The 25,601-nt window shown below is 69.6% G+C and carries 21 protein-coding genes, 3 tRNA genes and 1 pseudogene; 4 read left to right on the top strand and 21 right to left on the bottom strand.

Going from position 1 to position 25,601, the window contains the following annotated elements; translation table 11 throughout:
• Window positions 1-116 precede the first annotated feature (116 nt).
• From OO52_RS04450 to OO52_RS04405, 10 genes are all read right to left on the bottom strand, one after another.
• The gene (locus tag OO52_RS04450; protein ID WP_030641179.1) at window positions 117-4,016 is read right to left on the bottom strand and encodes a DNA-directed RNA polymerase subunit beta'; all 3,900 of its coding nucleotides are present in this window, start codon (window positions 4,014-4,016) and stop codon (window positions 117-119) included.
• Window positions 4,017-4,114: 98 nt separating this feature from the next.
• Complete coding sequence (gene rpoB / locus OO52_RS04445; protein WP_030641175.1) at window positions 4,115-7,600, bottom strand: DNA-directed RNA polymerase subunit beta; 3,486 nt, start codon at window positions 7,598-7,600, stop codon at window positions 4,115-4,117.
• Between the two features lie 549 nt (window positions 7,601-8,149).
• A complete protein-coding gene (gene rplL, locus OO52_RS04440) occupies window positions 8,150-8,539 on the bottom strand; it encodes a 50S ribosomal protein L7/L12 (protein WP_030641172.1) in 390 nt (129 codons plus the stop codon).
• A 111-nt stretch (window positions 8,540-8,650) separates the two neighbouring features.
• Complete coding sequence (gene rplJ / locus OO52_RS04435; RefSeq protein WP_030641169.1) at window positions 8,651-9,181, bottom strand: 50S ribosomal protein L10; 531 nt, start codon at window positions 9,179-9,181, stop codon at window positions 8,651-8,653.
• A 394-nt stretch (window positions 9,182-9,575) separates the two neighbouring features.
• Window positions 9,576-10,496: a hypothetical protein gene (locus tag OO52_RS04430; RefSeq protein WP_030641167.1), complete on the bottom strand. Its 921-nt coding sequence runs from the start codon at window positions 10,494-10,496 to the stop codon at window positions 9,576-9,578.
• 174 nt (window positions 10,497-10,670) lie between these two features.
• Entirely contained in the window at window positions 10,671-11,396 is a 726-nt protein-coding gene (gene rplA / locus OO52_RS04425) for a 50S ribosomal protein L1 (protein ID WP_030641165.1), read from the bottom strand.
• Between the two features lie 101 nt (window positions 11,397-11,497).
• Window positions 11,498-11,932, bottom strand: a complete 435-nt coding sequence (gene rplK / locus OO52_RS04420) for a 50S ribosomal protein L11 (RefSeq protein WP_014674351.1) — start codon at window positions 11,930-11,932, stop codon at window positions 11,498-11,500.
• A 169-nt stretch (window positions 11,933-12,101) separates the two neighbouring features.
• Window positions 12,102-12,974 (bottom strand): transcription termination/antitermination protein NusG, encoded by an 873-nt coding sequence (gene nusG / locus OO52_RS04415; RefSeq protein WP_030641156.1) that lies wholly within the window; start codon window positions 12,972-12,974, stop codon window positions 12,102-12,104.
• A gap of 80 nt (window positions 12,975-13,054) precedes the next feature.
• The gene (secE, locus tag OO52_RS04410; protein WP_030641154.1) at window positions 13,055-13,342 is read right to left on the bottom strand and encodes a preprotein translocase subunit SecE; all 288 of its coding nucleotides are present in this window, start codon (window positions 13,340-13,342) and stop codon (window positions 13,055-13,057) included.
• A gap of 106 nt (window positions 13,343-13,448) precedes the next feature.
• Window positions 13,449-13,521 (bottom strand) — tRNA-Trp (locus tag OO52_RS04405).
• Window positions 13,522-13,781: 260 nt separating this feature from the next.
• Between OO52_RS04405 and OO52_RS04400 the strand changes: the two genes are divergently transcribed.
• Both OO52_RS04400 and OO52_RS04395 read left to right on the top strand, forming a co-directional pair.
• Window positions 13,782-15,008: a pyridoxal phosphate-dependent aminotransferase gene (locus OO52_RS04400; protein WP_030641152.1), complete on the top strand. Its 1,227-nt coding sequence runs from the start codon at window positions 13,782-13,784 to the stop codon at window positions 15,006-15,008.
• Between the two features lie 124 nt (window positions 15,009-15,132).
• A complete protein-coding gene (locus OO52_RS04395) occupies window positions 15,133-16,173 on the top strand; it encodes an adenosine deaminase (protein ID WP_030641150.1) in 1,041 nt (346 codons plus the stop codon).
• On the opposite strand, the pseudogene OO52_RS04390 reads toward OO52_RS04395, so the two are convergent.
• Together OO52_RS04390 and OO52_RS04385 are read right to left on the bottom strand one after the other, a co-directional pair.
• Window positions 16,118-16,824: pseudogene (locus tag OO52_RS04390) on the bottom strand (hypothetical protein). The gene OO52_RS04395 and the pseudogene OO52_RS04390 overlap by 56 nt on opposite strands.
• A gap of 32 nt (window positions 16,825-16,856) precedes the next feature.
• Window positions 16,857-17,480 (bottom strand): TetR/AcrR family transcriptional regulator, encoded by a 624-nt coding sequence (locus tag OO52_RS04385; RefSeq protein WP_030641148.1) that lies wholly within the window; start codon window positions 17,478-17,480, stop codon window positions 16,857-16,859.
• Window positions 17,481-17,581: 101 nt separating this feature from the next.
• On the opposite strand from OO52_RS04385, the gene OO52_RS04380 reads away from it, so the two are divergent.
• Entirely contained in the window at window positions 17,582-18,214 is a 633-nt protein-coding gene (locus OO52_RS04380; RefSeq protein WP_030641146.1) for an NAD(P)-dependent oxidoreductase, read from the top strand.
• Between the two features lie 67 nt (window positions 18,215-18,281).
• Here OO52_RS04380 and OO52_RS04375 read toward each other — a convergent pair whose 3' ends face one another.
• From OO52_RS04375 to OO52_RS04335, 9 genes are all read right to left on the bottom strand, one after another.
• Window positions 18,282-19,337 (bottom strand): UDP-N-acetylmuramate dehydrogenase, encoded by a 1,056-nt coding sequence (locus OO52_RS04375; protein WP_030641145.1) that lies wholly within the window; start codon window positions 19,335-19,337, stop codon window positions 18,282-18,284.
• A gap of 259 nt (window positions 19,338-19,596) precedes the next feature.
• A complete protein-coding gene (locus tag OO52_RS04370; RefSeq protein ID WP_030641143.1) occupies window positions 19,597-19,977 on the bottom strand; it encodes a hypothetical protein in 381 nt (126 codons plus the stop codon).
• A gap of 28 nt (window positions 19,978-20,005) precedes the next feature.
• Entirely contained in the window at window positions 20,006-21,454 is a 1,449-nt protein-coding gene (locus OO52_RS04365; RefSeq protein WP_030641141.1) for an MFS transporter, read from the bottom strand.
• Between the two features lie 84 nt (window positions 21,455-21,538).
• The gene (locus OO52_RS04360; protein WP_030641139.1) at window positions 21,539-22,108 is read right to left on the bottom strand and encodes a TetR/AcrR family transcriptional regulator; all 570 of its coding nucleotides are present in this window, start codon (window positions 22,106-22,108) and stop codon (window positions 21,539-21,541) included.
• 132 nt (window positions 22,109-22,240) lie between these two features.
• On the bottom strand, window positions 22,241-22,669 hold the full coding sequence (locus tag OO52_RS04355) for a MaoC family dehydratase (protein WP_030641136.1): 429 nt from the start codon (window positions 22,667-22,669) through the stop codon (window positions 22,241-22,243).
• 7 nt (window positions 22,670-22,676) lie between these two features.
• Window positions 22,677-23,129, bottom strand: a complete 453-nt coding sequence (locus OO52_RS04350; RefSeq protein WP_030641134.1) for a MaoC family dehydratase N-terminal domain-containing protein — start codon at window positions 23,127-23,129, stop codon at window positions 22,677-22,679.
• Between the two features lie 170 nt (window positions 23,130-23,299).
• Window positions 23,300-23,464 (bottom strand): 50S ribosomal protein L33, encoded by a 165-nt coding sequence (rpmG, locus tag OO52_RS04345; protein WP_003948671.1) that lies wholly within the window; start codon window positions 23,462-23,464, stop codon window positions 23,300-23,302.
• A gap of 90 nt (window positions 23,465-23,554) precedes the next feature.
• A tRNA-Met gene (locus OO52_RS04340) sits at window positions 23,555-23,627 on the bottom strand.
• A 46-nt stretch (window positions 23,628-23,673) separates the two neighbouring features.
• A tRNA-Thr gene (locus OO52_RS04335) sits at window positions 23,674-23,746 on the bottom strand.
• 390 nt (window positions 23,747-24,136) lie between these two features.
• Between OO52_RS04335 and OO52_RS04330 the strand changes: the two genes are divergently transcribed.
• Entirely contained in the window at window positions 24,137-25,402 is a 1,266-nt protein-coding gene (locus OO52_RS04330) for an amidohydrolase family protein (RefSeq protein WP_030641132.1), read from the top strand.
• The last annotated feature ends 199 nt before the right edge of the window (window positions 25,403-25,601 follow it).

Here is a 25,601-nt window from a genome sequence, read left to right as displayed (position 1 = left end):
TTCCCCCAACATCCGTGTCACACCGACCGCTTGGCCCGCACGGAACACGTGTCCGAGCACGCCGAAGGGCGGCCACCCCGTAACGGAGTGGCCGCCCCTCAGTTCAGGCTGCTCGCTTACTGGTTGTACGGACCGTAGTCGTAGTCCTCCAGCGGCACGGCCTGGCCGGAGCCCGTGCCGAACGGCGAGTAGTCGATGTCGTCGTAGCCGACGGCCGAGTACATCGCGGCCTTGGCCTCCTCGGTCGGCTCGACCCGGATGTTGCGGTAGCGGGACAGACCCGTACCGGCCGGGATGAGCTTACCGATGATGACGTTCTCCTTGAGGCCGATGAGCGAGTCCGACTTGGCGTTGATCGCCGCGTCGGTGAGGACTCGCGTCGTCTCCTGGAAGGACGCCGCCGACAGCCAGGACTCCGTGGCCAGCGAGGCCTTGGTGATACCCATGAGCTGCGGACGACCGGAGGCCGGGTGACCGCCCTCCTGGACCACACGACGGTTCTCCTGCTCGAAGCGGGAGCGCTCGACCAGCTCGCCGGGCAGCAGCTCGGCGTCGCCGGACTCGATGATCGTCACGCGGCGCAACATCTGCCGGATGATGATCTCGATGTGCTTGTCGTGGATCGACACACCCTGCGAGTTGTAGACCTTCTGGACCTCGCCGACCAGGTGGACCTGGACGGCACGCTGACCCAGGATGCGCAGCACGTCGTGCGGGTTGGTGGCACCCACGGTGAGCTGCTGGCCCACCTCGACGTGGTCGCCCTCGCGGACCAGGACCTTGGCACGCTTCGAGATCGGGTACGCCGTCTCGTCACTGCCGTCGTCCGGGGTGACGACGATCTTCTTGGTCTTCTCGGTCTCCTCGATCCGCACGCGGCCGGAGGCCTCGGAGATCGGGGCGACACCCTTCGGGGTACGGGCCTCGAAGAGCTCGACGACACGCGGCAGACCCTGGGTGATGTCGTCACCGGCCACACCACCGGTGTGGAAGGTACGCATCGTCAGCTGGGTACCGGGCTCACCGATGGACTGGGCGGCGATGATGCCGACCGCCTCACCGATGTCGACCAGCTTGCCGGTGGCCAGCGAACGGCCGTAGCACATCGCGCAGGTACCGACGGCGGACTCGCAGGTCAGGACCGAACGGGTCTTGACCTCCTCGACGCCACGGCCGACGAGCTCCTCGATGAGGACGTCGCCCAGGTCGGTGCCGGCCGGGGCCAGCACCTGGCCGTCGACCACGATGTCCTCGGCGAGGCAGCGCGCGTACACGGACGTCTCGACGTTGTCCGTCTTGCGCAGCACGCCGTCGGCGCCGCGGTCGGCGATCCGCAGCTTGAGGCCACGGTCGGTGCCGCAGTCCTCCTCGCGGATGATGACGTCCTGCGAGACGTCGACCAGACGACGGGTGAGGTAACCCGAGTCGGCGGTACGAAGGGCGGTGTCCGCCAGACCCTTACGGGCACCGTGCGTGGAGATGAAGTACTCCAGCACGGACAGGCCCTCACGGAACGACGCCTTGATCGGACGCGGGATCGTCTCGTTCTTCGCGTTCGACACCAGACCACGCATACCGGCGATCTGACGCATCTGCATCATGTTGCCTCGTGCACCCGAGTTCACCATCATGAAGATCGGGTTGGTCTTCGGGAAGTTGTCGTTCATCGCCTCGGCGACCTCGTTGGTCGCCTTGGTCCAGATCGCGATGAGCTCCTGCGTGCGCTCGTCCTTGGTGATCAGACCGCGCTCGTACTGCTTCTGGACCTTCTCGTCCTGCGCCTCGTAGCCCTTGACGATCTCCTTCTTCGCCTCGGGAACGACGACGTCGGAGATGGCCACGGTGACGCCGGAGCGGGTCGCCCAGTAGAAGCCGGCCGCCTTCAGGTTGTCGAGCGTCGCCGCCACGATGACCTTCGGGTAGCGCTCGGCGAGGTCGTTGACGATCTCGGAGAGCTGCTTCTTGCCGACCTCGTAGTCGACGAACGGGTAGTCCTCGGGCAGCAGCTCGTTGAAGAGCGCGCGGCCCAGCGTGGTGTTCAGCCGGAAGCTGTCACCCTGCTGCCACTCCGGCTCGCCCTCCTCGCGCGCCGGCGGGGTCCAGCCGCGCGGCGGGATGGTGCCCACCGGGAAGCGGATGTCCACGCGCGACTGCAGCGACAGCTCGCCGGCGTCGAACGCCATGATCGCCTCGGCCACGGACGCGAACGAACGGCCCTCGCCCTTGACGTCACGCATCTCGCCGTCGGTGGTGAGGAAGAACAGACCGAGGACCATGTCCTGGGTCGGCATCGTCACCGGACGGCCGTCGGCCGGCTTGAGGATGTTGTTCGAGGACAGCATCAGGATGCGGGCCTCGGCCTGCGCCTCCGCGGACAGCGGCAGGTGCACGGCCATCTGGTCACCGTCGAAGTCCGCGTTGAACGCGGTGCAGACGAGCGGGTGGATCTGGATGGCCTTGCCCTCGACCAGCTGCGGCTCGAAGGCCTGGATGCCGAGGCGGTGCAGGGTGGGAGCACGGTTCAGCAGCACCGGGTGCTCGGCGATGACCTCTTCGAGGACGTCGTACACGACGGTGCGGCCGCGCTCCACCATGCGCTTGGCGCTCTTGATGTTCTGCGCGTGGTTCAGGTCGACCAGGCGCTTCATCACGAACGGCTTGAACAGCTCCAGCGCCATCGCCTTGGGCAGACCGCACTGGTGCAGCTTGAGCTGCGGGCCGACGACGATGACGGAACGCGCCGAGTAGTCGACTCGCTTACCGAGCAGGTTCTGACGGAAGCGGCCCTGCTTGCCCTTCAGCATGTCCGACAGCGACTTCAGCGGACGGTTGCCGGGGCCCGTGACCGGGCGGCCACGACGGCCGTTGTCGAAGAGCGCGTCGACGGCCTCCTGGAGCATGCGCTTCTCGTTGTTCACGATGATCTCGGGGGCACCGAGGTCGAGAAGGCGCTTCAGGCGGTTGTTGCGGTTGATGACACGGCGGTACAGGTCGTTCAGGTCGGAGGTCGCGAAGCGGCCACCGTCCAGCTGCACCATCGGACGCAGGTCCGGCGGGATGACCGGGACGCAGTCCAGGACCATGCCCTTGGGGCTGTTGGAGGTCTGGAGGAACGCGGAGACGACCTTCAGCCGCTTCAGGGCACGGGTCTTCTTCTGGCCCTTGCCGGTGCGGATGATCTCGCGGAGCCGCTCGGCCTCCTCCTCCAGGTCGAAGGACTCCAGGCGCTTCTGCAGCGCCGCGGCGCCCATCGAGCCGTCGAAGTACGTACCGAAGCGGTCACGCAGCTCGCGGTAGAGCAGCTCGTCGCCCTCCAGGTCCTGGACCTTGAGGTTCTTGAACCGGTTCCACACCTCGTCGAGGCGGTCGATCTCGCGCTGCGCGCGGTCGCGCAGCTGCTTCATCTCGCGCTCGGCACCCTCGCGCACCTTGCGGCGCACGTCGGCCTTGGCGCCCTCGGCCTCCAGCTCGGCCAGGTCGGACTCGAGCTTCTTGGCGCGGGCCTCCAGGTCGGCGTCCCGGCGGTTCTCGATCTGCTGGCGCTCGACCGAGACGTGCGCCTCCAGGGAGGGCAGGTCGCGGGTACGGCGCTCCTCGTCGACGTACGTGATCATGTACGCGGCGAAGTAGATGACCTTCTCGAGGTCCTTCGGCGCCAGGTCCAGCAGGTAGCCGAGGCGCGAGGGGACACCCTTGAAGTACCAGATGTGCGTGACGGGGGCGGCCAGCTCGATGTGGCCCATCCGCTCACGACGCACCTTGGCGCGCGTGACCTCGACGCCACAGCGCTCGCAGATGATGCCCTTGAAGCGGACGCGCTTGTACTTGCCGCAGTAGCACTCCCAGTCCCGGGTCGGACCGAAGATCTTCTCGCAGAAGAGTCCGTCCTTCTCGGGCTTGAGGGTGCGGTAGTTGATGGTCTCGGGCTTCTTGACCTCGCCGTGGCTCCACTGACGGATGTCGTCAGCGGTGGCCAGGCCGATCCGGAGCTCGTCGAAGAAGTTGACGTCGAGCACTATGCGTCAATCCCTCTCAGGGTCGTAAGTCTGTGGTCTGAAACGGGGGCCTGGGGGTCGGCGGGGCCCTTGTGGGTCAGGGCCCCGCCGGACTCCCGTCAGACCTCTTCGACGCTGCTCGGCTCGCGCCGGGACAGGTCGATACCGAGCTCCTCCGCAGCGCGGAAGACGTCCTCGTCGGTGTCGCGCATCTCGATGGACATGCCGTCCGAGGACAGCACCTCCACGTTGAGGCACAGGGACTGCATTTCCTTGATGAGCACCTTGAAGGACTCGGGAATGCCGGGCTCAGGGATGTTCTCGCCCTTGACGATGGCCTCGTAGACCTTCACACGGCCGGTGACGTCGTCGGACTTGATGGTCAGCAGCTCCTGGAGGGCGTACGCGGCGCCGTAGGCCTCGAGGGCCCACACCTCCATCTCACCGAACCGCTGGCCACCGAACTGGGCCTTACCACCCAGCGGCTGCTGGGTGATCATCGAGTACGGACCGGTCGAACGGGCGTGCAGCTTGTCGTCGACCAGGTGGTGCAGCTTCAGGATGTACATGTAGCCGACCGAGATCGGGTCCGGGAACGGCTCACCGCTACGGCCGTCGAACAGCCGCGCCTTACCGGTCGGGAGCACCATGCGCTCGCCGTCCCGGTTCGGGATGGTGTGCTGCAGCAGACCCGCGAGCTCGTCCTCACGCGCACCGTCGAAGACCGGGGTGGCGACGTTGGTGCCGGGCTCGACCTTGTCGGCGCCGATGACCTGCAGGCGCTGGGCCCACTCCTCCGCGAGGCCGGAGACGTCCCAGCCGCGGCTGGCGAGCCAGCCGAGGTGGATCTCCAGGACCTGTCCCGGGTTCATTCGGGACGGCACACCCAGCGGGTTGAGGATGATGTCGACCGGGGTGCCGTCCTCCAGGAACGGCATGTCCTCGATCGGCAGGATCTTGGAGATGACACCCTTGTTGCCGTGACGGCCGGCGAGCTTGTCACCGTCGGTGATCTTGCGCTTCTGCGCGACGTAGACGCGGACCAGCTGGTTCACGCCCGGCGGCAGCTCGTCGCCCTCCTCGCGGTCGAAGACGCGCACGCCGATGACCTTGCCGGTCTCGCCGTGCGGCACCTTCAGCGAGGTGTCACGGACCTCACGGGCCTTCTCACCGAAGATCGCGCGCAGCAGGCGCTCCTCGGGGGTCAGCTCGGTCTCACCCTTCGGGGTCACCTTGCCGACGAGGATGTCACCGGCGATGACCTCGGCACCGATGCGGATGATGCCGCGCTCGTCGAGGTCGGCGAGGACCTCCTCGGAGACGTTCGGGATGTCCCGGGTGATCTCCTCGGGGCCGAGCTTGGTGTCACGGGCGTCGACCTCGTGCTCCTCGATGTGGATCGAGGAGAGGACGTCGTCCTGCACGAGGCGCTGCGACAGGATGATCGCGTCCTCGTAGTTGTGACCCTCCCACGGCATGAACGCCACGAGCAGGTTCTTGCCGAGCGCCATCTCGCCGTTCTGGGTGGCCGGGCCGTCGGCGAGGACCTGGCCCTCGACGACACGGTCGCCCTCGTTGACGATGACCTTCTGGTTGACCGAGGTGCCCTGGTTCGAACGGGCGAACTTGGCCAGGCGGTACGTGATGTACGTGCCGTCGTCGTTGGCCGTGGTGATGTAGTCCGCGGAGACCTCCTGGACCACACCGGCCTTCTCGGCCTTGACGACGTCGCCGGCGTCGACGGCGGAGCGGTACTCCATGCCGGTGCCGACGAGCGGGGCCTCCGACTTAATCAGCGGAACGGCCTGGCGCATCATGTTCGCGCCCATGAGGGCACGGTTGGCGTCGTCGTGCTCCAGGAAGGGGATCATGGCGGTCGCGACCGACACCATCTGGCGCGGCGAGACGTCCATGTAGTCCACGTCCTCGGGGCCGACGTAGTCGACCTCGCCGCCACGGCGGCGGACGAGCACACGGCTCTCCTCGAAACGGAGGTCGTTCGTCAGCGGCGCGTTGGCCTGCGCGATGACGAAGCGGTCCTCCTCGTCGGCGGTCAGGTAGTCGACCTCGTCGGTGACCTGGCCGTCGATGACCTTGCGGTACGGGGTCTCGACGAAACCGAACGCGTTGACCCGGCCGTAGGAGGCGAGCGAGCCGATCAGACCGATGTTCGGGCCTTCAGGCGTCTCGATCGGGCACATGCGGCCGTAGTGCGACGGGTGCACGTCACGGACCTCGAAGCCGGCCCGCTCACGGGAGAGACCACCCGGGCCAAGAGCCGACAGACGGCGCTTGTGGGTGAGACCCGACAGCGGGTTGTTCTGGTCCATGAACTGGGACAGCTGGCTGGTGCCGAAGAACTCCTTGATGGAGGCGACGACCGGCCGGATGTTGATCAGGGTCTGCGGCGTGATCGCCTCGACGTCCTGGGTCGTCATCCGCTCGCGGACGACACGCTCCATACGCGCCAGACCCGTGCGGACCTGGTTCTGGATGAGCTCGCCGACGCTGCGCAGACGACGGTTGCCGAAGTGGTCGATGTCGTCGGTCTCGACGACGACCGTCTCGCCGTTGTCACCGGTGGTCTCGGTCTCGCCGGCGTGCAGCTTCACCAGGTACTTGATCGTCGCGATGATGTCCTCGACGGTCAGGATGCCCGCGTCCAGCGGGGTGTCCGTACCCAGCTTCTTGTTGACCTTGTAGCGGCCGACCTTGGCGAGGTCGTAGCGCTTGGGGTTGAAGTACAGGTTCTCCAGCAGCGTCTGCGCGGCCTCACGCGTGGGGGGCTCGCCCGGACGCAGCTTGCGGTAGATGTCGAGCAGCGCGTCGTCCTGGCCCTGGGTGTGGTCCTTCTCCAGGGTGGCGCGCATCGACTCGTAGTCGCCGAACTCCTCGAGGATCTGCTCGGTCGTCCAGCCGAGCGCCTTCAGCAGCACGGTGACCGACTGCTTGCGCTTGCGGTCGATACGGACACCGACCATGTCGCGCTTGTCGATCTCCATCTCCAGCCAGGCACCCCGGGACGGGATGATCTTGGCGGAGAAGATGTCCTTGTCGGACGTCTTGTCGATGGTGGAGTCGAAGTAGACACCGGGGGAACGGACCAGCTGCGACACCACGACACGCTCGGTGCCGTTGATGACGAAGGTGCCCTTGTTCGTCATGAGCGGGAAGTCGCCCATGAAGACGGTCTGGGACTTGATCTCGCCGGTCTCGTTGTTGGTGAACTCAGCGGTGACGAAGAGCGGGGCGGCGTACGTGAAGTCGCGCTCCTTGCACTCGTCGATCGAGTTCTTGGGCGGCTCGAAGCGGTGGTCCCGGAACGTCAGCGACATCGACCCGGAGAAGTCCTCGATCGGGGAGATCTCCTCGAAGATCTCCTCCAGACCGGACTTGGTGGGGACGTCCTGACCGTTCTCAAGAGCCTCCTCGACCCGAGTCTGCCAGGCGGTGTTGCCGAGCAGCCAGTCAAAGCTCTCGGTCTGCAGCGCGAGCAGGTTCGGAACCTCGAGGGGCTCCTTGATCTTTGCAAAGGAGATGCGCAGCGGGGCGGTGCTGGCGCCGTTGTTCGTATTCGCGGTCGAGGCAGTGCGCGAGGCGGCCAAGAGGGGGTCCTTCCGAGGGCTCGGACTCACTACGCGCGTACCGGTCCCTCTCCCGCATACAGGGACGGAAACCCCAGGTCAGGGGGGCTTCGGTCGACTGTGCTCGAGTGAGGGCAGACCCCTGGTGACGGGCAGGGGACAGCTAACAGGCAGCGCAAAGGGTCAGTGTAGCCACTTGGCACACTGATGTCCAGTGCGGGTTTTCGAAGACCCTCGTTGTCCTCAACGCCCTTGTCAACGCCCTCGGCATGCCGCCCTCAACGCACGTTGATACTGCCCTCTTCGTCGCCGATCCATGCCTCGGATTCGGATCCTTGTGACGACGCGTCCTGAGAATTGCGCGCTGCGTGCGGTTCGTCAAGGGTTCCTTGCCGGAACCGGAGCATCGGGAGACACGACGAAGATCACCTTACCCCCCGCGAACAGAGGTGCAAGGCAGCCCAGGCCGGACCCCGGGGAACGCCGAAGGGCGACCACCCGGATGGATGATCGCCCTTCGGTGCGTTCGCGTTACAGCCCTACGGGGCCGTTTCGGCGGTCGCGAAGGTCTTACTTGACCTCGACGGACGCGCCGGCGCCCTTGAGGGCCTCGGCGGCCTTGTCGGCCTGCTCCTTGTTGACCTTCTCGAGGACCGGCTTCGGGGTGCCGTCGACGAGGTCCTTGGCCTCCTTCAGACCCAGGGAGGTCAGCTCACGCACGACCTTGATGACCTGGATCTTCTTGTCGCCGGCGCCGGTGAGGATGACGTCGAACTCGTCCTTCTCCTCCTCGGCAGCGGCCTCGGCGCCACCAGCGGCACCGCCGGCGACGACGACCGGCGCGGCAGCGGCGGCGGTGACGTCGAACTTCTCCTCGAAGGCCTTCACGAACTCGGAGAGCTCGATGAGGGTCATCTCCTCGAACTGGGCGAGCAGGTCTTCCTGGCTGAGCTTCGCCATGATGGCGGTCCTTCCACTCAAATCGGCAGGTGCCGGATGTACTGGGTAAGGCGGGCGTACGTCGGCCCGCTGCGACCCGCGCCGTTGGTGCGGGTCAGAAAGCGAGCCGAATTACTCGGCACCGCCCTGCTCGGCCTGCTTGGCGCGCAGCGCGTCCACGGTGCGGACGAGCTTCGACGGCAGCGCCTGGAAGACGGAGGCAGCCTGGGACTGCTTCGCCTTGAAGGCACCGGCCAGCTTGCTGAGCAGAACCTCGCGGGACTCGAGGTCCGCAAGCTTCTTGATCTCGTCGGCGGACAGCGCCTTGCCGTCAAGGACACCGCCCTTGATGACGAGATTCGGGTTGTCCTTGGCGAAGTCACGGAGACCCTTCGCCGACTCCACCGGGTCACCGGTGACGAAGGCGACGGCCGTCGGACCAGCGAAGAGCTGGTCGTCCAGCGTGATCCCGGCCTCGTTGGCCGCAATCTTGGTCAGCGTGTTCTTCACCACGGCGTACTGGGCGTTCTCACCGAGCGACCGGCGCAGCGTCTTGAGCTGCGCCACGGTGAGACCGCGGTACTCGGTCAGCACGGCGGCGTTGGAGCTGCGGAACTTGTCCGTCAGCTCCGCAACCGCGGCAGCCTTGTCGGGCCTCGCCATAGAGCCTCGGCCTCCTTCCGGGTGATTCGGACCGCGCGGACCCGAAGGAGGACTGGGGAAAACGAAACGCCCCGGCGCAGGCGCACGGGGCGGACTCGACCGGCCGCACACGCGCTCGGCGCGCGTACTCCGGGAGTTCTTCCACTGTCACCTGCGCGGGTCGCCCACTTTTCAGCGGATCCTTCGGCCACCGCACCCTCGTTCGAGCGCGCGGCAACGACCAGCGGTCTTTGGCTTCTCGAAGAGAGTACGGGACGGGGGCTCCGTCGAGCAAATCGGCCGTTTGGGACCGGTCCGGCCGGGGCAGGGCAAGTCCTCCGCCCGCAACGGACCGGGCCCCCTGAGAGGCGCTGAGCGCGTCTCAGGGGGCCCGGAGGGCCGTCGGGCGGGTAGGTCAGGAGGCCGCGCCGGTGCCGCCCGTCAGCGTGCCGCTGGACTTCATCATGTCCGCGAAGTCCTTGGTGTCGCCGGCCGGGGGCGCCTCGGCGGTGACCTTCACGCCGTAGTCGGTGTAGAAGGACGTGTTGGTCATGGCGCCGTTGGCCGTGTCGGCCTTCTCGGTCTTCTTGACCAGGAGGTTCTCGTCGTTGATCCAGATGTCGACGGTGTCGGTGGTGACACCGGCCTGGCTGAGCTGCTTCTTCAGGGCCGTGAGCTGCTCGGCGCTGAGGTCGCTGGTCCGGCCGGCGAGGTCGGCGACGTTCAGCGTGCCGGAGTAGTGGGTGGTGTGGACGCCGGAGATCGTCTCCTCGCCGACCTTCTTGACGTCGCCGGAGGCCAGCAGCATCTTCACGGACTGGTTCGGCGTGGCGTTCTGGATCTGGTCCTTCATGTACGAACCGGAGGCGCCGCCGAGCTTGGCGAGGTCGTCGTAGGAGTACTTGATCCAGTGCTTGCCGCCGCCCGCCTGCTGGGCGAAGGCGTCGCTCATGTGCGCGTAGTAGGCGTCCGGCAGGTACCGGGCCTCCATGGACTGCGTGCCGGCCTTCTTCATCATCTCGGCCATCTGGCCGCCGGTGTAGGTGATGGTGAGGTTGCCCTTGAGGCCGTCGCCCCAGGTGAGGGCGCCGTTGGCGGTCATCGACATGAGGTCGCCGATGGACGTGGTGGAGCGCACCTTGGCGGAGTCGGCCTTGTCGGTGGACTTCTCGGCGGAGCGCAGGGCGGCGATGGGGCTGACGTGCGTCACGGTCTTGCCGGCCGCCTTGTCACCGCCGTCCTTGCCGGAGTCGGAGGAGCCGCACGCGGCCACTCCGGTCAGCGCGGCCACCACCGCTGTGGAAAGGGCCGCCCGGCGCACGGTCGTGCTCATCATCTGATCCCACCCCTAATGCCATGATGCGTGTCCTGTGCCTGCACCGTATGCCAGGCCACTGACAGTCGTGCGAAAGGTCGCACAAAGAAAGGACGGGCCCGGAACCTGCAAGGTTCCGGGGCCCGCCCTTTTCTTTACGCGTACCTGACGCGGCTACCGGGCTGAGCTGCGGGCTCAGACGGCGGCCGGGTCCTCCTCGACGAGGAGGTTACGGGTGCGGTTCGGGTCGACCGGGATGCCGGGGCCCATCGTGGTGGTGATGGCGGCCTTCTTGATGTAGCGACCCTTGGCGGCGGACGGCTTCAGACGGAGGATCTCCTCCAGCGCGGCGCCGTAGTTCTCCACCAGCTTGGCGTCGTCGAAGGACGCCTTGCCGATGATGAAGTGCAGGTTCGAGTGCTTGTCGACGCGGAACTCGATCTTGCCGCCCTTGATGTCGGTGACGGCCTTGGCGACGTCGGGGGTGACGGTGCCGGTCTTCGGGTTCGGCATCAGACCACGCGGGCCGAGGACGCGGCCGAGGCGGCCGACCTTGCCCATGAGGTCCGGGGTGGCGACGACGGCGTCGAAGTCCAGACGGCCCTTCGCCACCTCGTCGATCAGTTCGTCGGAGCCGACGATGTCGGCGCCGGCGGCCTCCGCGGCCGCAGCACGGTCACCGGTCGCGAAGACCAGGACCCGGGCGGTCTTGCCGGTGCCGTGCGGAAGGTTCACGGTGCCACGGACCATCTGGTCGGCCTTGCGCGGGTCGACACCCAGACGGAAGGCGACCTCGACGGTGGAGTCGAACTTGGTCGTGGAGGTCTCCTTGGCCAGACGGACGGCCTCGAGCGGGGCGTACAGCTTCTCCCGGTCGACCTTGGCGTCCGCAGCGCGGAGAGCCTTGCTGCGCTTGCTCACAACTTGCTCCTGTGGGTTCTGAAGGAGTCGTGGTCCCTGGGCCGAGCAGGCCCTGCCACGTGCGACCGGCTACGGCCGCATGACTGCTTGGGGGGTTGGGGTCAGCCCTCGACCGTGACGCCCATGGAACGCGCGGTACCGGCGATGATCTTCGCGGCGGCGTCCAGGTCGTTTGCGTTCAGGTCGGCCATCTTGGTCTGGGCGATCTCGCGGACCTGCGCCTCGGTGATCTTGGCGACCTTGGTCTTGTGCGGCTCGCCGGAGCCCTTCTCGATGCCCGCGGCCTTGAGGATCATCTTCGCGGCCGGCGGCGTCTTGGTGATGAAGGTGAAGGAGCGGTCCTCGTAGACCGTGATCTCCACCGGGATGACCCAACCGCGCTGCGACTCGGTCGCGGCGTTGTAGGCCTTGCAGAACTCCATGATGTTGACGCCGTGCTGACCCAGCGCCGGGCCGACCGGCGGGGCCGGGTTGGCGGCGCCGGCCTGGATCTGGAGCTTGATGAGCCCCGTGACCTTCTTCTTCTTGGGAGGCATAGCTCTCCGGGTCCTTTCGGTTCGGGTCCTGCCCGCTCCCGGGGACCACCCGGATGCAGGCATACCGCACAACGATAACGGGTATAGATGCGCGGCCAAAAACCGTGCAGGTCAGGAGGGCTTAACCAGCCCGCCTGACCTGCGCGGAAGCGGTACGTCCAGAAAAGATCTAGTTCTTCTGGATCTGGTCGAAGGAGAGCTCGACCGGCGTCTCGCGGCCGAAGATCTCCACCAGGCCCTTGACCTTCTTCGAGTCGGGGTTGATCTCGTTGATGGTCGCCTGCAGGGTGGCGAACGGGCCGTCGGTGACGGTGACCGAGTCGCCGACCTCGAAGTCCAGCACCTGGACCTCGACCTTGCGCTGCGGGGCGGGCTTGCCCTCGGCCTCGGCGGCCTCGCGAGCGGCCTTCTCCTCGGCCTCCGGGGCGAGCATCTTGACGATCTCGTCCAGCGTCAGCGGGTACGGGTCGTAGGCGTTGCCGACGAAGCCGGTGACGCCCGGGGTGTTGCGGACGACGCCCCAGGACTCGTTGGTCAGGTCCATGCGGACCAGGACGTAACCCGGCAGCTTGTTCTGCTTGATCGTCTTGCGGTCGCCGTTCTTGATCTGGACGACCTCTTCCTGCGGCACCTCGGCCTGGAAGATGTAGTCCTCGACGTTCAGCGAGACGGCGCGCTGCTCCAGGTTGGTCTTCACGCGGTTCTCGTAGCCGGCGTAGGTGTGGATGACGTACCACTCGCCGGGCAGGGTGCGCAGTTCCTCGCGCAGGGCCTCGACCGGGTCCACCGGAGCGGCGGGCTCTTCCTCGGCGGCCTCCGCGACAGCGGCCTCTTCGTCGGCCTCGTAGGCCTCGTCGGCCTCTTCGTCCTCGTCCTCGGCGTGCAGGGCGGCCTCCTCGGCCGGCTCACCCGCCTCGGCCTCGGCAGCCTCGAACTCGTCCTGCTCGTCCGCGCCCTCGACGATGTCGAGCTCGTCGTCCACCGTCTCGGCAGCCAGCCCGCGGGGCTCGGTGGCGTCGTCGTTCAGGTTCGGGTCAGACACGATGGCTGCTTCTTCCTGGATACATAGGGGTGGAACATGCGAAAACGGGCGCCGGTACCACGGCGCCCTTCGCTCTTGGCTCAGCCGAAGACGTACTTGGCCGCGTGGTTGAGCCCATAGTCAATCACGGTCACCAGGGCGATCATGATGGCGACGAAGAAGATCACCACGGTGGTGTACGAGGTCAACTGGTTGCGCGAGGGCCAGACGACCTTGCGGAGCTCCGCGATGATCTGGCGGTAGAAGGTGGCCAGTCGCTTGAGCGGGCCCTTCTTGGCGCGCTTGCCGCCCTTGCGAGTCCGCTTCTTGGACTCGGACACCTCGTCCTGGGCGTCAGGCGTGTCGATGGAGCCCACGGCGTCCGTCATAGTCCTCACCTGATCCCGGGTCGTGGCCGTGCCGCGCCCGGTTTCTGAGCCGCACGGCGGTGCATTGCAGTACGTACATGCGCACACATCCTGGCGGTGTGTGTAGCAGGGCCGGAGGGACTTGAACCCCCAACCGCCGGTTTTGGAGACCGGTGCTCTACCAATTGAGCTACGACCCTTTGTGTGTCCCCCAACGTACCGCATCCGACCGGGTGCCCGGTGTGCACCTGCTCGGTGGCGGCTGCTGAAGGCCAACGAGGTGAGAGTGTACGTGTTCCGGGGCCCGGCGTCGAACAGAAAGAGCCCGTCCGGGGCCACGTGGCCATAGATCGTCCTGGCCGGGGCCCGGATTCGGACCCGTGTTCACGCCTCGACCCTTCCTGTTCAGTCTGTGAAACCCGTGTGCCGGGCTCATTTCCGGTCTGGAACGATGGGCCGCATGAGCGCTGCAATCCCTCCCACCGAGCGCCGGGTCTCCGCCCGAGTCGGCGCGATCTCCGAGTCCGCCACCCTCGCCGTGGACGCCAAGGCCAAGGCCCTGAAGGCCGCCGGGCGTCCGGTGATCGGCTTCGGCGCCGGTGAGCCCGACTTCCCGACCCCGGACTACATCGTCGAGGCGGCCGTCGAGGCCTGCAAGAACCCCAAGTACCACCGCTACACCCCGGCCGGCGGCCTGCCCGAGCTGAAGGCGGCCATCGCGGCGAAGACGCTGCGCGACTCCGGCTGGGAGCCCGACGTCTCGCAGATCCTGGTCACCAACGGCGGCAAGCAGGCCATCTACGAGGCGTTCGCCGCCATCCTCGACCCGGGTGACGAGGTCATCGTCCCGGCGCCGTACTGGACGACCTACCCGGAGTCGATCCGCCTGGCCGGCGGTGTCCCGGTCGAGGTCGTCGCCGACGAGACGACCGGCTACCGGGTCTCGGTCGAGCAGCTGGAGGCGGCACGCACGGAGAAGACGAAGGTGGTGCTCTTCGTCTCCCCGTCCAACCCGACCGGCGCCGTGTACACCGAGGCCGAGACCGAGGCGATCGGCCGCTGGGCCGTCGAGCACGGCCTGTGGGTGCTCACCGACGAGATCTACGAGCACCTGGTCTACGGCGACGCCGCCGCCGTGTCCCTGCCGGGGCTCTTCCCGGAGCTGCGCGACAAGTGCATCGTGGTCAACGGTGTGGCGAAGACGTACGCCATGACCGGCTGGCGCGTGGGCTGGGTCATCGGCCCGAAGGACGTGGTCAAGGCCGCGACGAACCTCCAGTCGCACGCCACCTCGAACGTCTCCAACGTCGCCCAGGTGGCCGCGCTGGCCGCCGTCTCCGGTGACCTCGAGGCCGTGGCGAAGATGCGCGAGGCCTTCGACCGGCGCCGCAAGACCATCGTGCGGATGCTCAACGACATCGAGGGCGTGGTCTGCCCGGAGCCCGAGGGCGCGTTCTACGCCTACCCGTCGGTCAAGGCGCTGCTCGGCAAGGAGATCCGCGGCAAGCGCCCGCAGGACACCGTCGAGCTGGCCGCGCTGATCCTGGAGGAGGCCGAGGTCGCGGTCGTCCCGGGCGAGGCCTTCGGCACGCCGGGCTACGTGCGGCTGTCGTACGCGCTCGGTGACGAGGACCTCGTCGAGGGCGTGAGCCGCATCCAGAAGCTGCTGGCGGAGGCCAGGGACTGAGTCGTCCATTTCTGGACAGGGGCACCTCCGGATCTCCGGAGGTGCCCCTGTTCGTTTGTGCGAGCAAGACCACGTACGGGGAAACGGCTACCGGGACGGCGGGGACGTACGGCAGGATCTGGGAATGGAGCGTGTACGTGATCTCTCTGAGCTTCCGAAAGCCCATCTGCACCTGCACTTCACCGGCTCGATGCGACCGGGCACCGTCCTGGAACTGGCCGACAAGTACGGCGTCCGGCTGCCCGACGCGCTGACGGAGGCGCTGACGAGCGGGGAACCGCCGAAGCTGCGGGCCACGGACGAGCGGGGCTGGTTCCGCTTCCAGCGGCTGTACGACGCCGCGCGCTCCTGCCTGCGCGAGCCGGAGGACATCCAGCGCCTGGTCCGGGAGGCCGCCGAGGAGGACCTGAGGGACGGGTCGGGCTGGCTGGAGATCCAGGTGGACCCGACGTCGTACGCGCCCCGGCTGGGCGGTCTGATCCCGGCCCTGGAGATCATCCTGGACGCGGTGGACACGACCTCGCGGGAGACCGGGCTCGGCATGCGCGTTCTGGTCGCCGCGAACCGGATGAAGCACCCGCTGGACGCGCGCACGCTGGCCCGGCTGGCGGTGCGCTACGCGGACCGTGGCGTGGTCGGCTTCGGGCTCTCCAACGACGAGCGGCGGGGCATGGCGCGCGACTTCGACCGGGCCTTCCACATCGCGCGGGAGGGCGGTCTGCTGTCGGCCCCGCACGGTGGCGAGCTGACCGGCCCGGCGTCGGTCCGGGACTGCCTGGACGACCTGGACGCCACGCGGATCGGGCACGGGGTGCGGGCGGCCGAGGACCCCCGGCTGCTGAAGCGGCTGGCCGACCGGGGCGTGACCTGCGAGGTGTGCCCGGCGTCGAACGTGGCGCTCGGCGTGTACGAGAAGCCGGAGGACGTGCCGCTGCGCACGCTCTTCGAGGCGGGCGTGCCGATGGCGCTGGGCGCCGACGACCCGCTGCTGTTCGGCTCCCGGCTGGCCGCGCAGTACGAGATCGCCCGCCACTCCCATGACTTCACGGACGCCGAGCTGGCGGAGCTGGCCCGGCAGTCGGTGCGCGGTTCGGCCGCCCCGGAGGAGGTCAAGGCGCGGCTGCTGGCCGGCGTGGACGACTGGCTGGTGCGCCCGGCGGCCTGAAGTGGGCGTAGGGCGGATAGGGCTTGAAGCAGATCATCACCTCGACGGGGTGCCCGCCGCCGGGCGGATCGACCAGGTGCAGGAACGACCCCAGGTACGCCATGCGTCCTTCGGCGACACGGTCCTGATACGGCCCCCGGCCCGCCGCGTCCGCGAACAGGTGGCCGTCTCCGCGAACAGCTCCCGGTGGCCGAAGAGGAAGAGGGTACGCGCGTGCGTGACGTGCCTGAGGTCGCTCCGGCAGCCGGCCCGGTCGCGGCGCTCGCTCCAGGCGGCGGCGTCCCGTGCGGTGCGGGCCTCGTCGGTGCGGACGGTCAGCGGGGTGCCCTGCCGTAGTCGGCGGCGCAGGCCGGGCCACTGGCTGGGGCGCAGGCCGAGGCTGTCGTGGGCGAGGACGAGGTCGACCAGGTCGCCGACGCCCTCGTCGGGCGGGACGCCGTCGCGCAGCGGCACGTGGACGATGGTGTGCGGGGAGCGGGCGGCGAAGGAGAACAGACCGGCGAGCCGGTTCAGCCCGTCGTGGTCGCCGAGCAGCATGCCGACGGGGTCGGGGGCGCGCAGCGAGGTGTGGCGCAGGGTGTGCCGGGGCTGCACGATCCGGTACTCGTGCGGCCCGGTGCGGGGCCGGAACTCGCGCAGCCTCAACCGCATCGGCGGGGCCTCATGTGCGGTGCCTCATGGCGTCAGGGTCCCGGGTCGACCGGCGCGTCCGCAACGGAGATTCCGCCCAGCAGGGTGCTCGCCAGGCGGGCGGCGAACTCGTCCACGGGCGGGCGTTCGCCGGTCTCGGTGGCGTCGTAGGCGAACGCGCGCTGGGCGCAGGCGCCGAGGAGGAGGGAGGCGGCGGCGTAGGTGTCGGCGTCGGCGCGGACCCGGCCGGCGGCCTGTTCCGCGCGGAGGTAGGCGTCCAGGCCCTGGATGGGCAGGTGCGGGCCGGAGCCGATCGCGCGCAGCGCCTCGTCGTGGCGGCGCTTGAGCTGGGTTTCGGCGTAGAGGGAGGCGGCGATCGGGAAGCTCTGCTCGTAGAAGAGGGCGGCCTGGCGGGCGATCTCGGTGAGGTTCTGGGCGAGCGTGCCCTGGCCCGGTGCGGCGGCGAGGCCGCTGAGCAGCGGGGTGAGGCGGGGCAGGCGTTCGGTGAGGACCCGTACGAACAGCTCTTCCTTGCTGTCGAAGTACTTGTAGAGGGCCGCTTCGGAGCAGCCGGCCGCGCGGGCGATCTCCTTGGTGGTGGCGCGGGCGAGGCCGACGGTGAGCATCAGCTCGTGGGCCGCGTCGAGTATGCGGACACGCGCCGGCTTCGTCTCCATGGAGCTCCGATCGGGCTTGACGGGTGGGTGAGTGTTTACCCACTCTAGTCGGGGAGAGGGGTGAGTAAGTACTTACCCACCTGAGTAGGGGGAAGGTCGGCATGAAGCTCACTGTTTTCGGCGCCACGGGAGGGATCGGCCGGGAGCTGGTGCGCCAGGCCCTGGACGCCGGTCACGAGGTCACGGCCGTCGTACGGGACCCGGCCCGGCTCACTGTCACCGGCGACCGTCTGGAGGTCGTCCGCAGCGGCCTGGCCGACCCGGAGGAGCTGCGGCCCGCCGTCCGGGGCCGGGACGCCGTCCTGTCGGGCCTGGGCGCGCGCAGCCGCAAGGACGCCGGGGTGGCCACCCGGCTGACCCGTACGGTCCTGGGCGCCATGGAGGTGGAGGGCGTACGCCGGCTGCTCGTGGTCAGTGCCGGCCCGGTCGGTCCCGCCCCGGTGGACGACGGTCCCCTGGACCGCGGGGTGCGGGGCCTGGTGTCGGCGATCCTGAAGGACGTCTACGCCGATCTGCGCGAGATGGAGGCCGAGCTGGCCCGCAGCGGCACGGACTGGACGTCCGTGCGGCCGCCGCGGCTCCAGGACAAGCCGCTCACCGGCCGCTATCGCACCGTCGTCGGCGGCTTCCCGCCCAAGGGCCGCTTCATCGCGCGCGCGGACGTCGCGCACGCGATGCTGTCGATGATCGACGCGAGGGAGACCCTGAAGCAGGGGGTCGGGGTGGCTTACTGAGCGGGCACTGCCCGGAGCCGCCTCCGGAGGCTCCGCGAGCCACTCCCCGAGGCTCCCGGAGCCGCTCTCAGAGGCTGACGCCGACGGTCACCGGCTCGTTGACCAGGGTGATCCCGAAGGCCTCGCGGACGCCGGCGACCACTTCGCGAGCCAGCGCGAGCAGGTCCTCCGTGGTCGCGTCGCCCCGGTTGGTGAGCGCGAGGGTGTGCTTGGTGGAGATGCGGGCGGGGCCGCTGCCGTAGCCCTTGGTGAAGCCCGCCTTGTCGATCAGCCAGGCCGCGGAGGTCTTCGTGCGGCCCTCCCCCGCCGGGTAGGCGGGGGGCTCGACGCCCTCGCCGAGCCGTTCGCGCACGCGCGCGTGGAACGCGGTGAACTGCTCGTGGTCAAGGATCGGGTTGGTGAAGAAGGAGCCGGCCGACCAGGTGTCGTGGTCCTCGGGGTCGAGGACCATCCCCTTGCCGGCGCGCAGCTTCAGCACGGTCTCCCGGGCGGCGGCCAGCGGCACCCGCTCCCCCGGCTCCACACCGAGCGCGCGGGCCGCCTCGGCGTACTTGACCGGCGCGGACAGCCCGCCCGCGTCCTCCAGCTCGAAGCGGACCCGGAGCACGACATGGCGCTCCGGGTCGGCCTTGAAACGGCTGTGGCGGTACGAGAAGGCGCACTCCTCGTTCGTCAGCGTGACGGTCTCGCCGGCCCGGCGGTCGTACGCGATCACCTCGGTGATCGTCGAGGAGACCTCCTGGCCGTAGGCGCCCACGTTCTGGATCGGCGTGGCGCCCGCGGATCCGGGGATGCCGGCCAGGCACTCGATCCCGGCGAGCCCGGCCTCCACGGTGCGGGCGACGGCGTCGGTCCACACCTCGCCGGCCGCCAGCTCCAGGGTGGTGCCGCGCAGTTCGACCCCGCGCGTGGCGATGCGCAGCGCGGTGCCGTCGAAGCCCTTGTCGCCGATGACCAGGTTCGATCCGCCGCCGATGACCAGCAGCGGGGTGCCGCTGTCGTCGGCCTCGCGGACCGCGGCGATCACCTCGGCGTCGGTGGCGGCGGTCACCAGCCGCGTCGCGGGACCACCCAGCCGGAAGGTGGTGAGCGGGGCAAGGGGGGCGTCGTGGAGTACCTGCACGGGCCCAAGACTACGAGACGGGTCGGCGGGGGCCGTGCCGGCGGGAGCCGGGTCTCGCCGGACCGGTGCGGGGTGCGCCGGGCTCCGGAGCCCCGGTCCCGGGGGCGGCGCGCGCCGGGAACATCGGTGGCGCGCGCTGTCCTTGCGCCGGCCGCCGGGCCGCCGGCGAGCGTCGCGCCCGGAAAAGCACCACGCGCGCGTGGACCGCCCTGTGGGCTGGAGGTCCACGCGCGCGTGCGCGGTGCCGTCTCGGCGGCGGCTACGTCAGTCGCCGTGTCACTTCCTCCCAGCTCACCGGGAGTTCGTCGGCGGAGGTCTGCCAGGTGGCGAACCGGACGGCACGCATCTGGGCCGCCAGGGCGCGGGACGTCGGCCGGTGGGCTCCGGAGCGGGCGAACTCCTCGAGCGCGGCGGCCGACTCCCAGGCGGACAGGGTCCAGAAGGTCCGCCGCAGGGGCTGTGCCCTGAGGGTGGCCCCGTAGGCGCCGGGCGCGCGGCCGACCTGTCGCCAGACGGCCGGCGTGCGGACGAGGAAGCGGAGGGCGCCCCACAGGGTGTGGGTCTCGAAGCGCGAGGCGAAGACGTGCGCCTCGGCGCCGGCCGGTGGCGGGGTCGGCACGGTCCAGGGAAGCGTGGGCATCGCGGGCTCCTTGCGCGGGAGTGGCGGGTCAGCGGGCGGCGGTTTCGAGGACCGGCGCGGGCGCTTCCCCGGCCGCGGGTGCGGCGCTCCGGCGGCCGGGGATCACCAGGGCCGCGACCGCGGCGAGGGCGACCACCGCCGAGCCGGTGACCAGGGCCGGCCGCAGACCGTCCACGAAGCTCTGCGCGGACTCGTAACCGCCCTGCGCGGAGAAGATCGACGACATCACCGCGATGCCGAGCGCGCCGCCCACCTCGCGCAGCGCGTTGTTCGCGCCGGAGGCGATCCCCTGCTCGTGCGGGCGGACACTGCCCATGACCAGGCTGGCGGCCGGCGCGAAGTACAGGGCCATGCCGACGCCGCTGATGACGAGGGCGGGCAGCTGACTGGCGTAGGAGGCGTCCGTGGTGACCACCCGGGCCATGTAGCCGAGCCCGACGGCCTGGAGGAGCAGGCCCGCGGCGACGACCGGCCGGCCGCCGACCCGGTCGGAGAGGATCCCGGCGACGGGCGCGACGAGCATCGGCATGCCGGTCCACGGCAGCATCCTCAGCCCCGCCTCGGTGGGCGAGTAGCCGAGAACGCCCTGCATGTACTGGCTGAGCAGGAAGATCGAGCCGAACATCCCGACGAACATCAGCAGGCTGGCGGCGTTGATCCCGGAGAAGGCCCGGGAGCGGAACAGCCGCATGGGCAGCATGGGGTGCGCCGCGCGGGAGCTGTAGCCGACGAAGCCCGCCAGCAGCGCCCCGCCCGCGCCGAGCGCGGTCAGCACCACGGGGTCGCTCCAGCCGTCGGCGGGCCCGCGGACCAGGCCGTACACGATCCCGAAGAGCCCGCCGCTGGCGAGGAGCGTGCCGGGGAGGTCGAGGCGGGCGCCGGTGCCGTGGGACTCGGCGAGGCGCAGCCGGGCGAGCGGCAGCGCGGCGAGGCCCAGCGGGACGTTCAGCCAGAAGATCCAGTGCCAGGAGACGTGCTCGGTGAGGCTGCCGCCGATCAGCGGCCCGGAGGCGACGGCGAGTCCGTTCACGGCGCCCCAGATGCCGTACACCGTCCCCCGCCTGGCCGCGGGCACGGCCGCCGTGAGCAGGGTCAGGGTGAGCGGCAGCATCACGGCGGCGCCGACGCCCTGGACCGCGCGGGCGGCGATCAGGGAGCCGATGCCGGGCGCCATGGCCGCGGCGGCGGAAGCGCCGGTGAAGACGGTGAGTCCGGCGATGAACATCCGCCGGCGTCCGAAGCGGTCGCCGAGCGCGGCGCCGAACATCAGCAGGACGGCGAAGGTGAGCGTGTACGCGCTCACGGTCCACTCCAGGTCGTCCAGTGCCCCGCCGAGGTCCTTGCGGATGGAGGGCAGGGCGGTGGTGACGACGAGGTTGTCCAGGGACGCCATGAATCCGGCGACGCTGGTGATGACGAGGGCCCATACGGCGCTGCCGCGCGTCGGGGTGGTGCCGGGTGTTGCTGTCTGTGCCATCGCTCCCCCAGGAATCTTAGTTAGTTATTGCTGACTAACTTTCTCGGGCATGCCCATGCCCTCCGAGACGACGGGGCCAGGCCCCTACGCCTCCAGGCGACCCGTGAGCCGGGCCGACGGATAGAGCCCCTCCCACACCCGGTGCTCGGGCGGGAAACCCATGGCCACCAGGCAGTTGATGAGCATCCCGTGCGCCAGGAAGGCGGTCGTCCCGTCGACGTCCGCACCGAGCGCCAGCCGGACGGTGTCCCACAGCCGCATCCAGCCGGCCCGCACGCTCTCGCCGAACTCCCGGTCGCCCTCCTGCTCCGCGGCGGCCACGGCGATGTACATCTGCATCTGCATCATCAGCCACTCGGGCCGCTCAGCGATGACCTTGGTGTACGCGTTCGCCATGGCGTGCAGGGCATCTTCGCCCCGCAGCCCCTCCGAGGCCTCCTCGAAGGTCCGGATGGTGTCCTCCACGCAGCGTTCGGCCGCCGCCAGGAAGATCGCCTTCTTTCCCGGGAAGAGCCGGAAGAGGTACGGCTGCGAGACACCGACCCGCTTGGCGATGGCCTCCGTGGAGGTGCCGTGGTAGCCGCCGCGCGCGAACTCGGCGGTCGCCGCGCGGATGACGCTCTCGCGTCGCTCCTCTGCGCTCATCCTGGGCATGCGCCAAAGTTAGTACTCAATCACTAACTTCGTCAAGGACAGGTTCGCGGGGCTGTCCGTGAGGTGCGTGAGAACGCCACGGGTAAGGGGCGCCCCGCAGAGAGGGACGCCCCTTACACACCGCATGGGTCGTCAGGCGAGCCGTACGACCGCCCGGGACATGCCCAGCACCTTCTGGCCGGCGCTCATCGCCGTCAGGTCCACCCGTACGGTGTTGTCGTCCAGCTTGGCCGCGACCTTGGCGCTGACCTCGACCAGGGCGCCCTGGTCGTCGTTCGGGACGACGACGGGCTTGGTGAAGCGGACGCCGTACTCCACGACCGCGCCCGGGTCGCCGGTCCAGTCGGTCACCACGCGGATCGCCTCGGCCATGGTGAACATGCCGTGCGCGATGACGTCCGGCAGGCCCACCTCCTTGGCGAACTTCTCGTTCCAGTGGATCGGGTTGAAGTCCCCGGAGGCGCCCGCGTAGCGCACGAGCGTGGCACGGGTCACGGGGAAGGTCTGCGCCGGCAGCTCGGTGCCGACCTCGACCTCGTCGTAGGCGATCTTCGCCGTCATCGCGTCCTCACGCCTCCTCGGCCGCGCGGGCCACGAGCTTGGTCCAGGCGGTCACGACGTGCTCGCCGGCCTCGTCGTGCACCTCACCGCGGATGTCCAGGATGTCGTTGCCCGCGAGGGACTTGATCGCCTCGATCGTGGAGGTGACCGTGAGCCGGTCGCCGGCGCGCACCGGGCGGGCGTAGACGAACTTCTGGTCGCCGTGCACCACGCGGCTGTAGTCCAGCCCCAGCTGCGGGTCCTGGACGACCTGGCCGGCCGCGCGGAAGGTGATGGAGAACACGAAGGTCGGCGGGGCGATCACGTCGGAGTAGCCGAATGCCTTGGCGGCCTCGGGGTCCGTGTACACCGGGTTGGTCTCGCCCACCGCCTCGGCGAACTCGCGGATCTTCTCCCGGCCCACCTCATAGGGCGCGGTGGGCGGGTAGGTCCGTCCCACGAAGGACTGGTCGAGCGCCATGGCCCGGCACCTCCTGATGTCTGCTGTGCTGGCCCCAAATTAGCCGGAAACCGGCCGCGGAATGCGCACGGGGGCGGCGCGGCGGCCGGGTACGGCGGGCTGGGTGCCGAGCCGGTAAAACGCCGTGAGGCCGCCCCCTCGGAAGGGGGCGGCCTCACGGACGAGCCTGTTTATCGCGTCTCGCGGTGCGCGGTGTGCGCATTGCAACGCGGGCAGTGCTTCTTCATCTCAAGACGGTCCGGGTTGTTACGCCGGTTCTTCTTGGTGATGTAGTTCCGCTCCTTGCACTCCACGCAGGCCAGCGTGATCTTCGGGCGGACGTCGGTGGCAGCCACGTGAGTGCTCCTAAGACGAACGGGTGGACTGATTCAACGCAAGAAAGAGTAGCCGATCGAAGGACCGACCCCGCAATCGGCTACTGTCAGTAGCGGTGACCGGACTTGAACCGGTGACACAGCGATTATGAGCCGCTTGCTCTACCGACTGAGCTACACCGCTTTGATGAGATCAGCCCCCGCCTCGCGGCGGGAACCTCTCACACCAGAGCCCCAAAACGGAATCGAACCGTTGACCTTCTCCTTACCATGGAGACGCTCTGCCGACTGAGCTATTGGGGCGAGCGATGAAGACATTACACGGTCCGCCGCCGTTCGCCCAAATCCGTATCCGGCCGCCCGCCGGGACTCCCCCCACAGCCCGCACGGCAGCCCCTTGAACCCCGGGAGGCACGGCGCGATCACCGACGACACGCGCGCATGCGTGTGCGGGCGTCCGTGGCGCCTAACCGCTGGGCGTCTGCCCGGCCGCACGGCGTCTGCCCGCCCGCGCGCGTGGGTGACGCGTGTACCGCCTGGGGCGGACCACGCCGGTACGACTATTGCGCTCCTGCGCGTCCCGCGGGGCTCGTCGCCCTAGGCTCGACTCACTCTGCGTGATCTTGGGGCGGTGGACGGCCCCGATTCCCTCACGCCGGCCCGCCCGCCCCCCGGCCCCCACCCTGGAGCGCGATGCCCGACAGCCAGCCGCAGCCGCAACCGCCGTCGAACTCGTCGGGGTCCTCCGGACCGTCCGACCAGGCCGCGCTCCTGCTCTGCGGGGCACGGCTCACCGACGGCCGAACGGTGGACGTACGGCTGGGCGGCGGGCGCATCGAGGCCGTGGGCACCACCGGCAGTCTCGCGCCGGGCCCGGCCCGGACGGGCGCCGTGCGGGTGGACCTGACCGGTTATCTGCTCCTGCCGGCGCCGGCCGAACCGCACGCCCACGGCGACACCGCCCTGTCCGCCGAACGCCCCGGCCCCGCGTCGTACGCCCCCGAGGACGTCCAGCGCCGGGCCACGGAGGCGGCCCTGCTCCAGCTCGGGCACGGGGCGACGGCGGTACGCGCGCACGTACGCGTGGGCGACGTCCAGGGGCTCGGCGCGCTGGGCGCGGTCCTGCAGGCGCGGCGGTCGCTGCGGGGGCTGGCGGAACTGTCGGCGGTGGCGATGCCACGGCTGCTGACCGGGGTGGCCGGGGCCGACGGGCTCGCCATGCTGCGGGACGCGGTGAAGATGGGCGCCGGTGTGGTGGGCGGCTGCCCGGACCTGGACCCGGATCCCACCGGCTACGTGGAGGCGGTCCTGGAGGTGGCCTCCGAACACGGCTGCCCCGTGGACCTGCACACGGACGCCGCCGACCCGGCCCGGCTCTCCCGGCTCGCGGCCATGGCGGGGGGCCTGCGCCCCGGCGTGACGATCGGGCCGTGCGCCGGTCTCGCGCGCCTGCCCACCGATGCCGCCTCCCGCGTCGCCGACCAGCTCGCGGCGGCCGGTGTGACGGTCGTGTGCCTGCCCCAGGGCGGTTGCGGCGGCGCCGACCGGCGGGGCACGGCGCCGGTACGGCTGCTGCGCGCAGCCGGGGTGCGGGTGGCGGCCGGCAGCGGTGCCCTGCGCGACGTGTCGAACCCCGTCGGCCGCGGCGACCCGCTGGAGGCCGCCTACCTCCTCTCCTCCGCCCACGGCCTGCGCCCCGAGGACGCCTACGACGCCGTGTGCGCCTCGGCACGCGCGGTGCTGGGCCTGCCGGAGGTCCGCGTGGAAGCGGGCTTCCCGGCCGAACTGCTGGCCGTACGCGGCGACCACCTTCCCGGCGCGCTGTCCCTGGCCTACAGCCGGATCGTCGTGCACCGCGGCCGAGTGGTGGCCCGCACGAGCGCGGTCCGCGAGTACTGCAACTCGGCGGCGACAGCGGAACTGGGCCTGCCTCGGCAGGGGCGGGGGGAGCTGTCGTGAGCGACGGCCGGGGAGGGGGGCGGCAGGGGCGGCGCGGGAGCCGGCCGGGGCCGCGGTACCTCGCGGGGCGGTGCGGAGGGCTTCGTGGTGGCGGGGGCTTCGGGGCGAGGCGGCGGACTTCCGGGGCAGCGCAGCGGGCTTCGGCGGCACGGCGGGCTTCGGCGCAGCACGGGGGCTTCACGGCGCGGCGGGCTTCACG

This window comes from Streptomyces flaveolus (assembly GCF_000716535.1).
GTDB lineage: Bacteria > Actinomycetota > Actinomycetes > Streptomycetales > Streptomycetaceae > Streptomyces > Streptomyces flaveolus_A.
This window is presented reverse-complemented; position numbering and strand designations above follow the sequence as displayed.

Coding starts and splice junctions, on each gene's coding strand:
- rplL (WP_030641172.1), bottom strand. CDS start 8,539: ATGGCGAAGCTCAGCCAGGAAGACCTGCTCGCCCAGTTCGAGGAGATG.
- rplJ (WP_030641169.1), bottom strand. CDS start 9,181: ATGGCGAGGCCCGACAAGGCTGCCGCGGTTGCGGAGCTGACGGACAAG.
- OO52_RS04430 (WP_030641167.1), bottom strand. CDS start 10,496: ATGATGAGCACGACCGTGCGCCGGGCGGCCCTTTCCACAGCGGTGGTG.
- rplK (WP_014674351.1), bottom strand. CDS start 11,932: ATGCCTCCCAAGAAGAAGAAGGTCACGGGGCTCATCAAGCTCCAGATC.
- secE (WP_030641154.1), bottom strand. CDS start 13,342: ATGACGGACGCCGTGGGCTCCATCGACACGCCTGACGCCCAGGACGAG.
- OO52_RS04400 (WP_030641152.1), top strand. CDS start 13,782: ATGAGCGCTGCAATCCCTCCCACCGAGCGCCGGGTCTCCGCCCGAGTC.
- OO52_RS04395 (WP_030641150.1), top strand. CDS start 15,133: ATGGAGCGTGTACGTGATCTCTCTGAGCTTCCGAAAGCCCATCTGCAC.
- OO52_RS04385 (WP_030641148.1), bottom strand. CDS start 17,480: ATGGAGACGAAGCCGGCGCGTGTCCGCATACTCGACGCGGCCCACGAG.
- OO52_RS04380 (WP_030641146.1), top strand. CDS start 17,582: ATGAAGCTCACTGTTTTCGGCGCCACGGGAGGGATCGGCCGGGAGCTG.
- OO52_RS04370 (WP_030641143.1), bottom strand. CDS start 19,977: ATGCCCACGCTTCCCTGGACCGTGCCGACCCCGCCACCGGCCGGCGCC.
- OO52_RS04365 (WP_030641141.1), bottom strand. CDS start 21,454: ATGGCACAGACAGCAACACCCGGCACCACCCCGACGCGCGGCAGCGCC.
- OO52_RS04360 (WP_030641139.1), bottom strand. CDS start 22,108: ATGCCCAGGATGAGCGCAGAGGAGCGACGCGAGAGCGTCATCCGCGCG.
- OO52_RS04355 (WP_030641136.1), bottom strand. CDS start 22,669: ATGACGGCGAAGATCGCCTACGACGAGGTCGAGGTCGGCACCGAGCTG.
- OO52_RS04350 (WP_030641134.1), bottom strand. CDS start 23,129: ATGGCGCTCGACCAGTCCTTCGTGGGACGGACCTACCCGCCCACCGCG.
- OO52_RS04330 (WP_030641132.1), top strand. CDS start 24,137: ATGCCCGACAGCCAGCCGCAGCCGCAACCGCCGTCGAACTCGTCGGGG.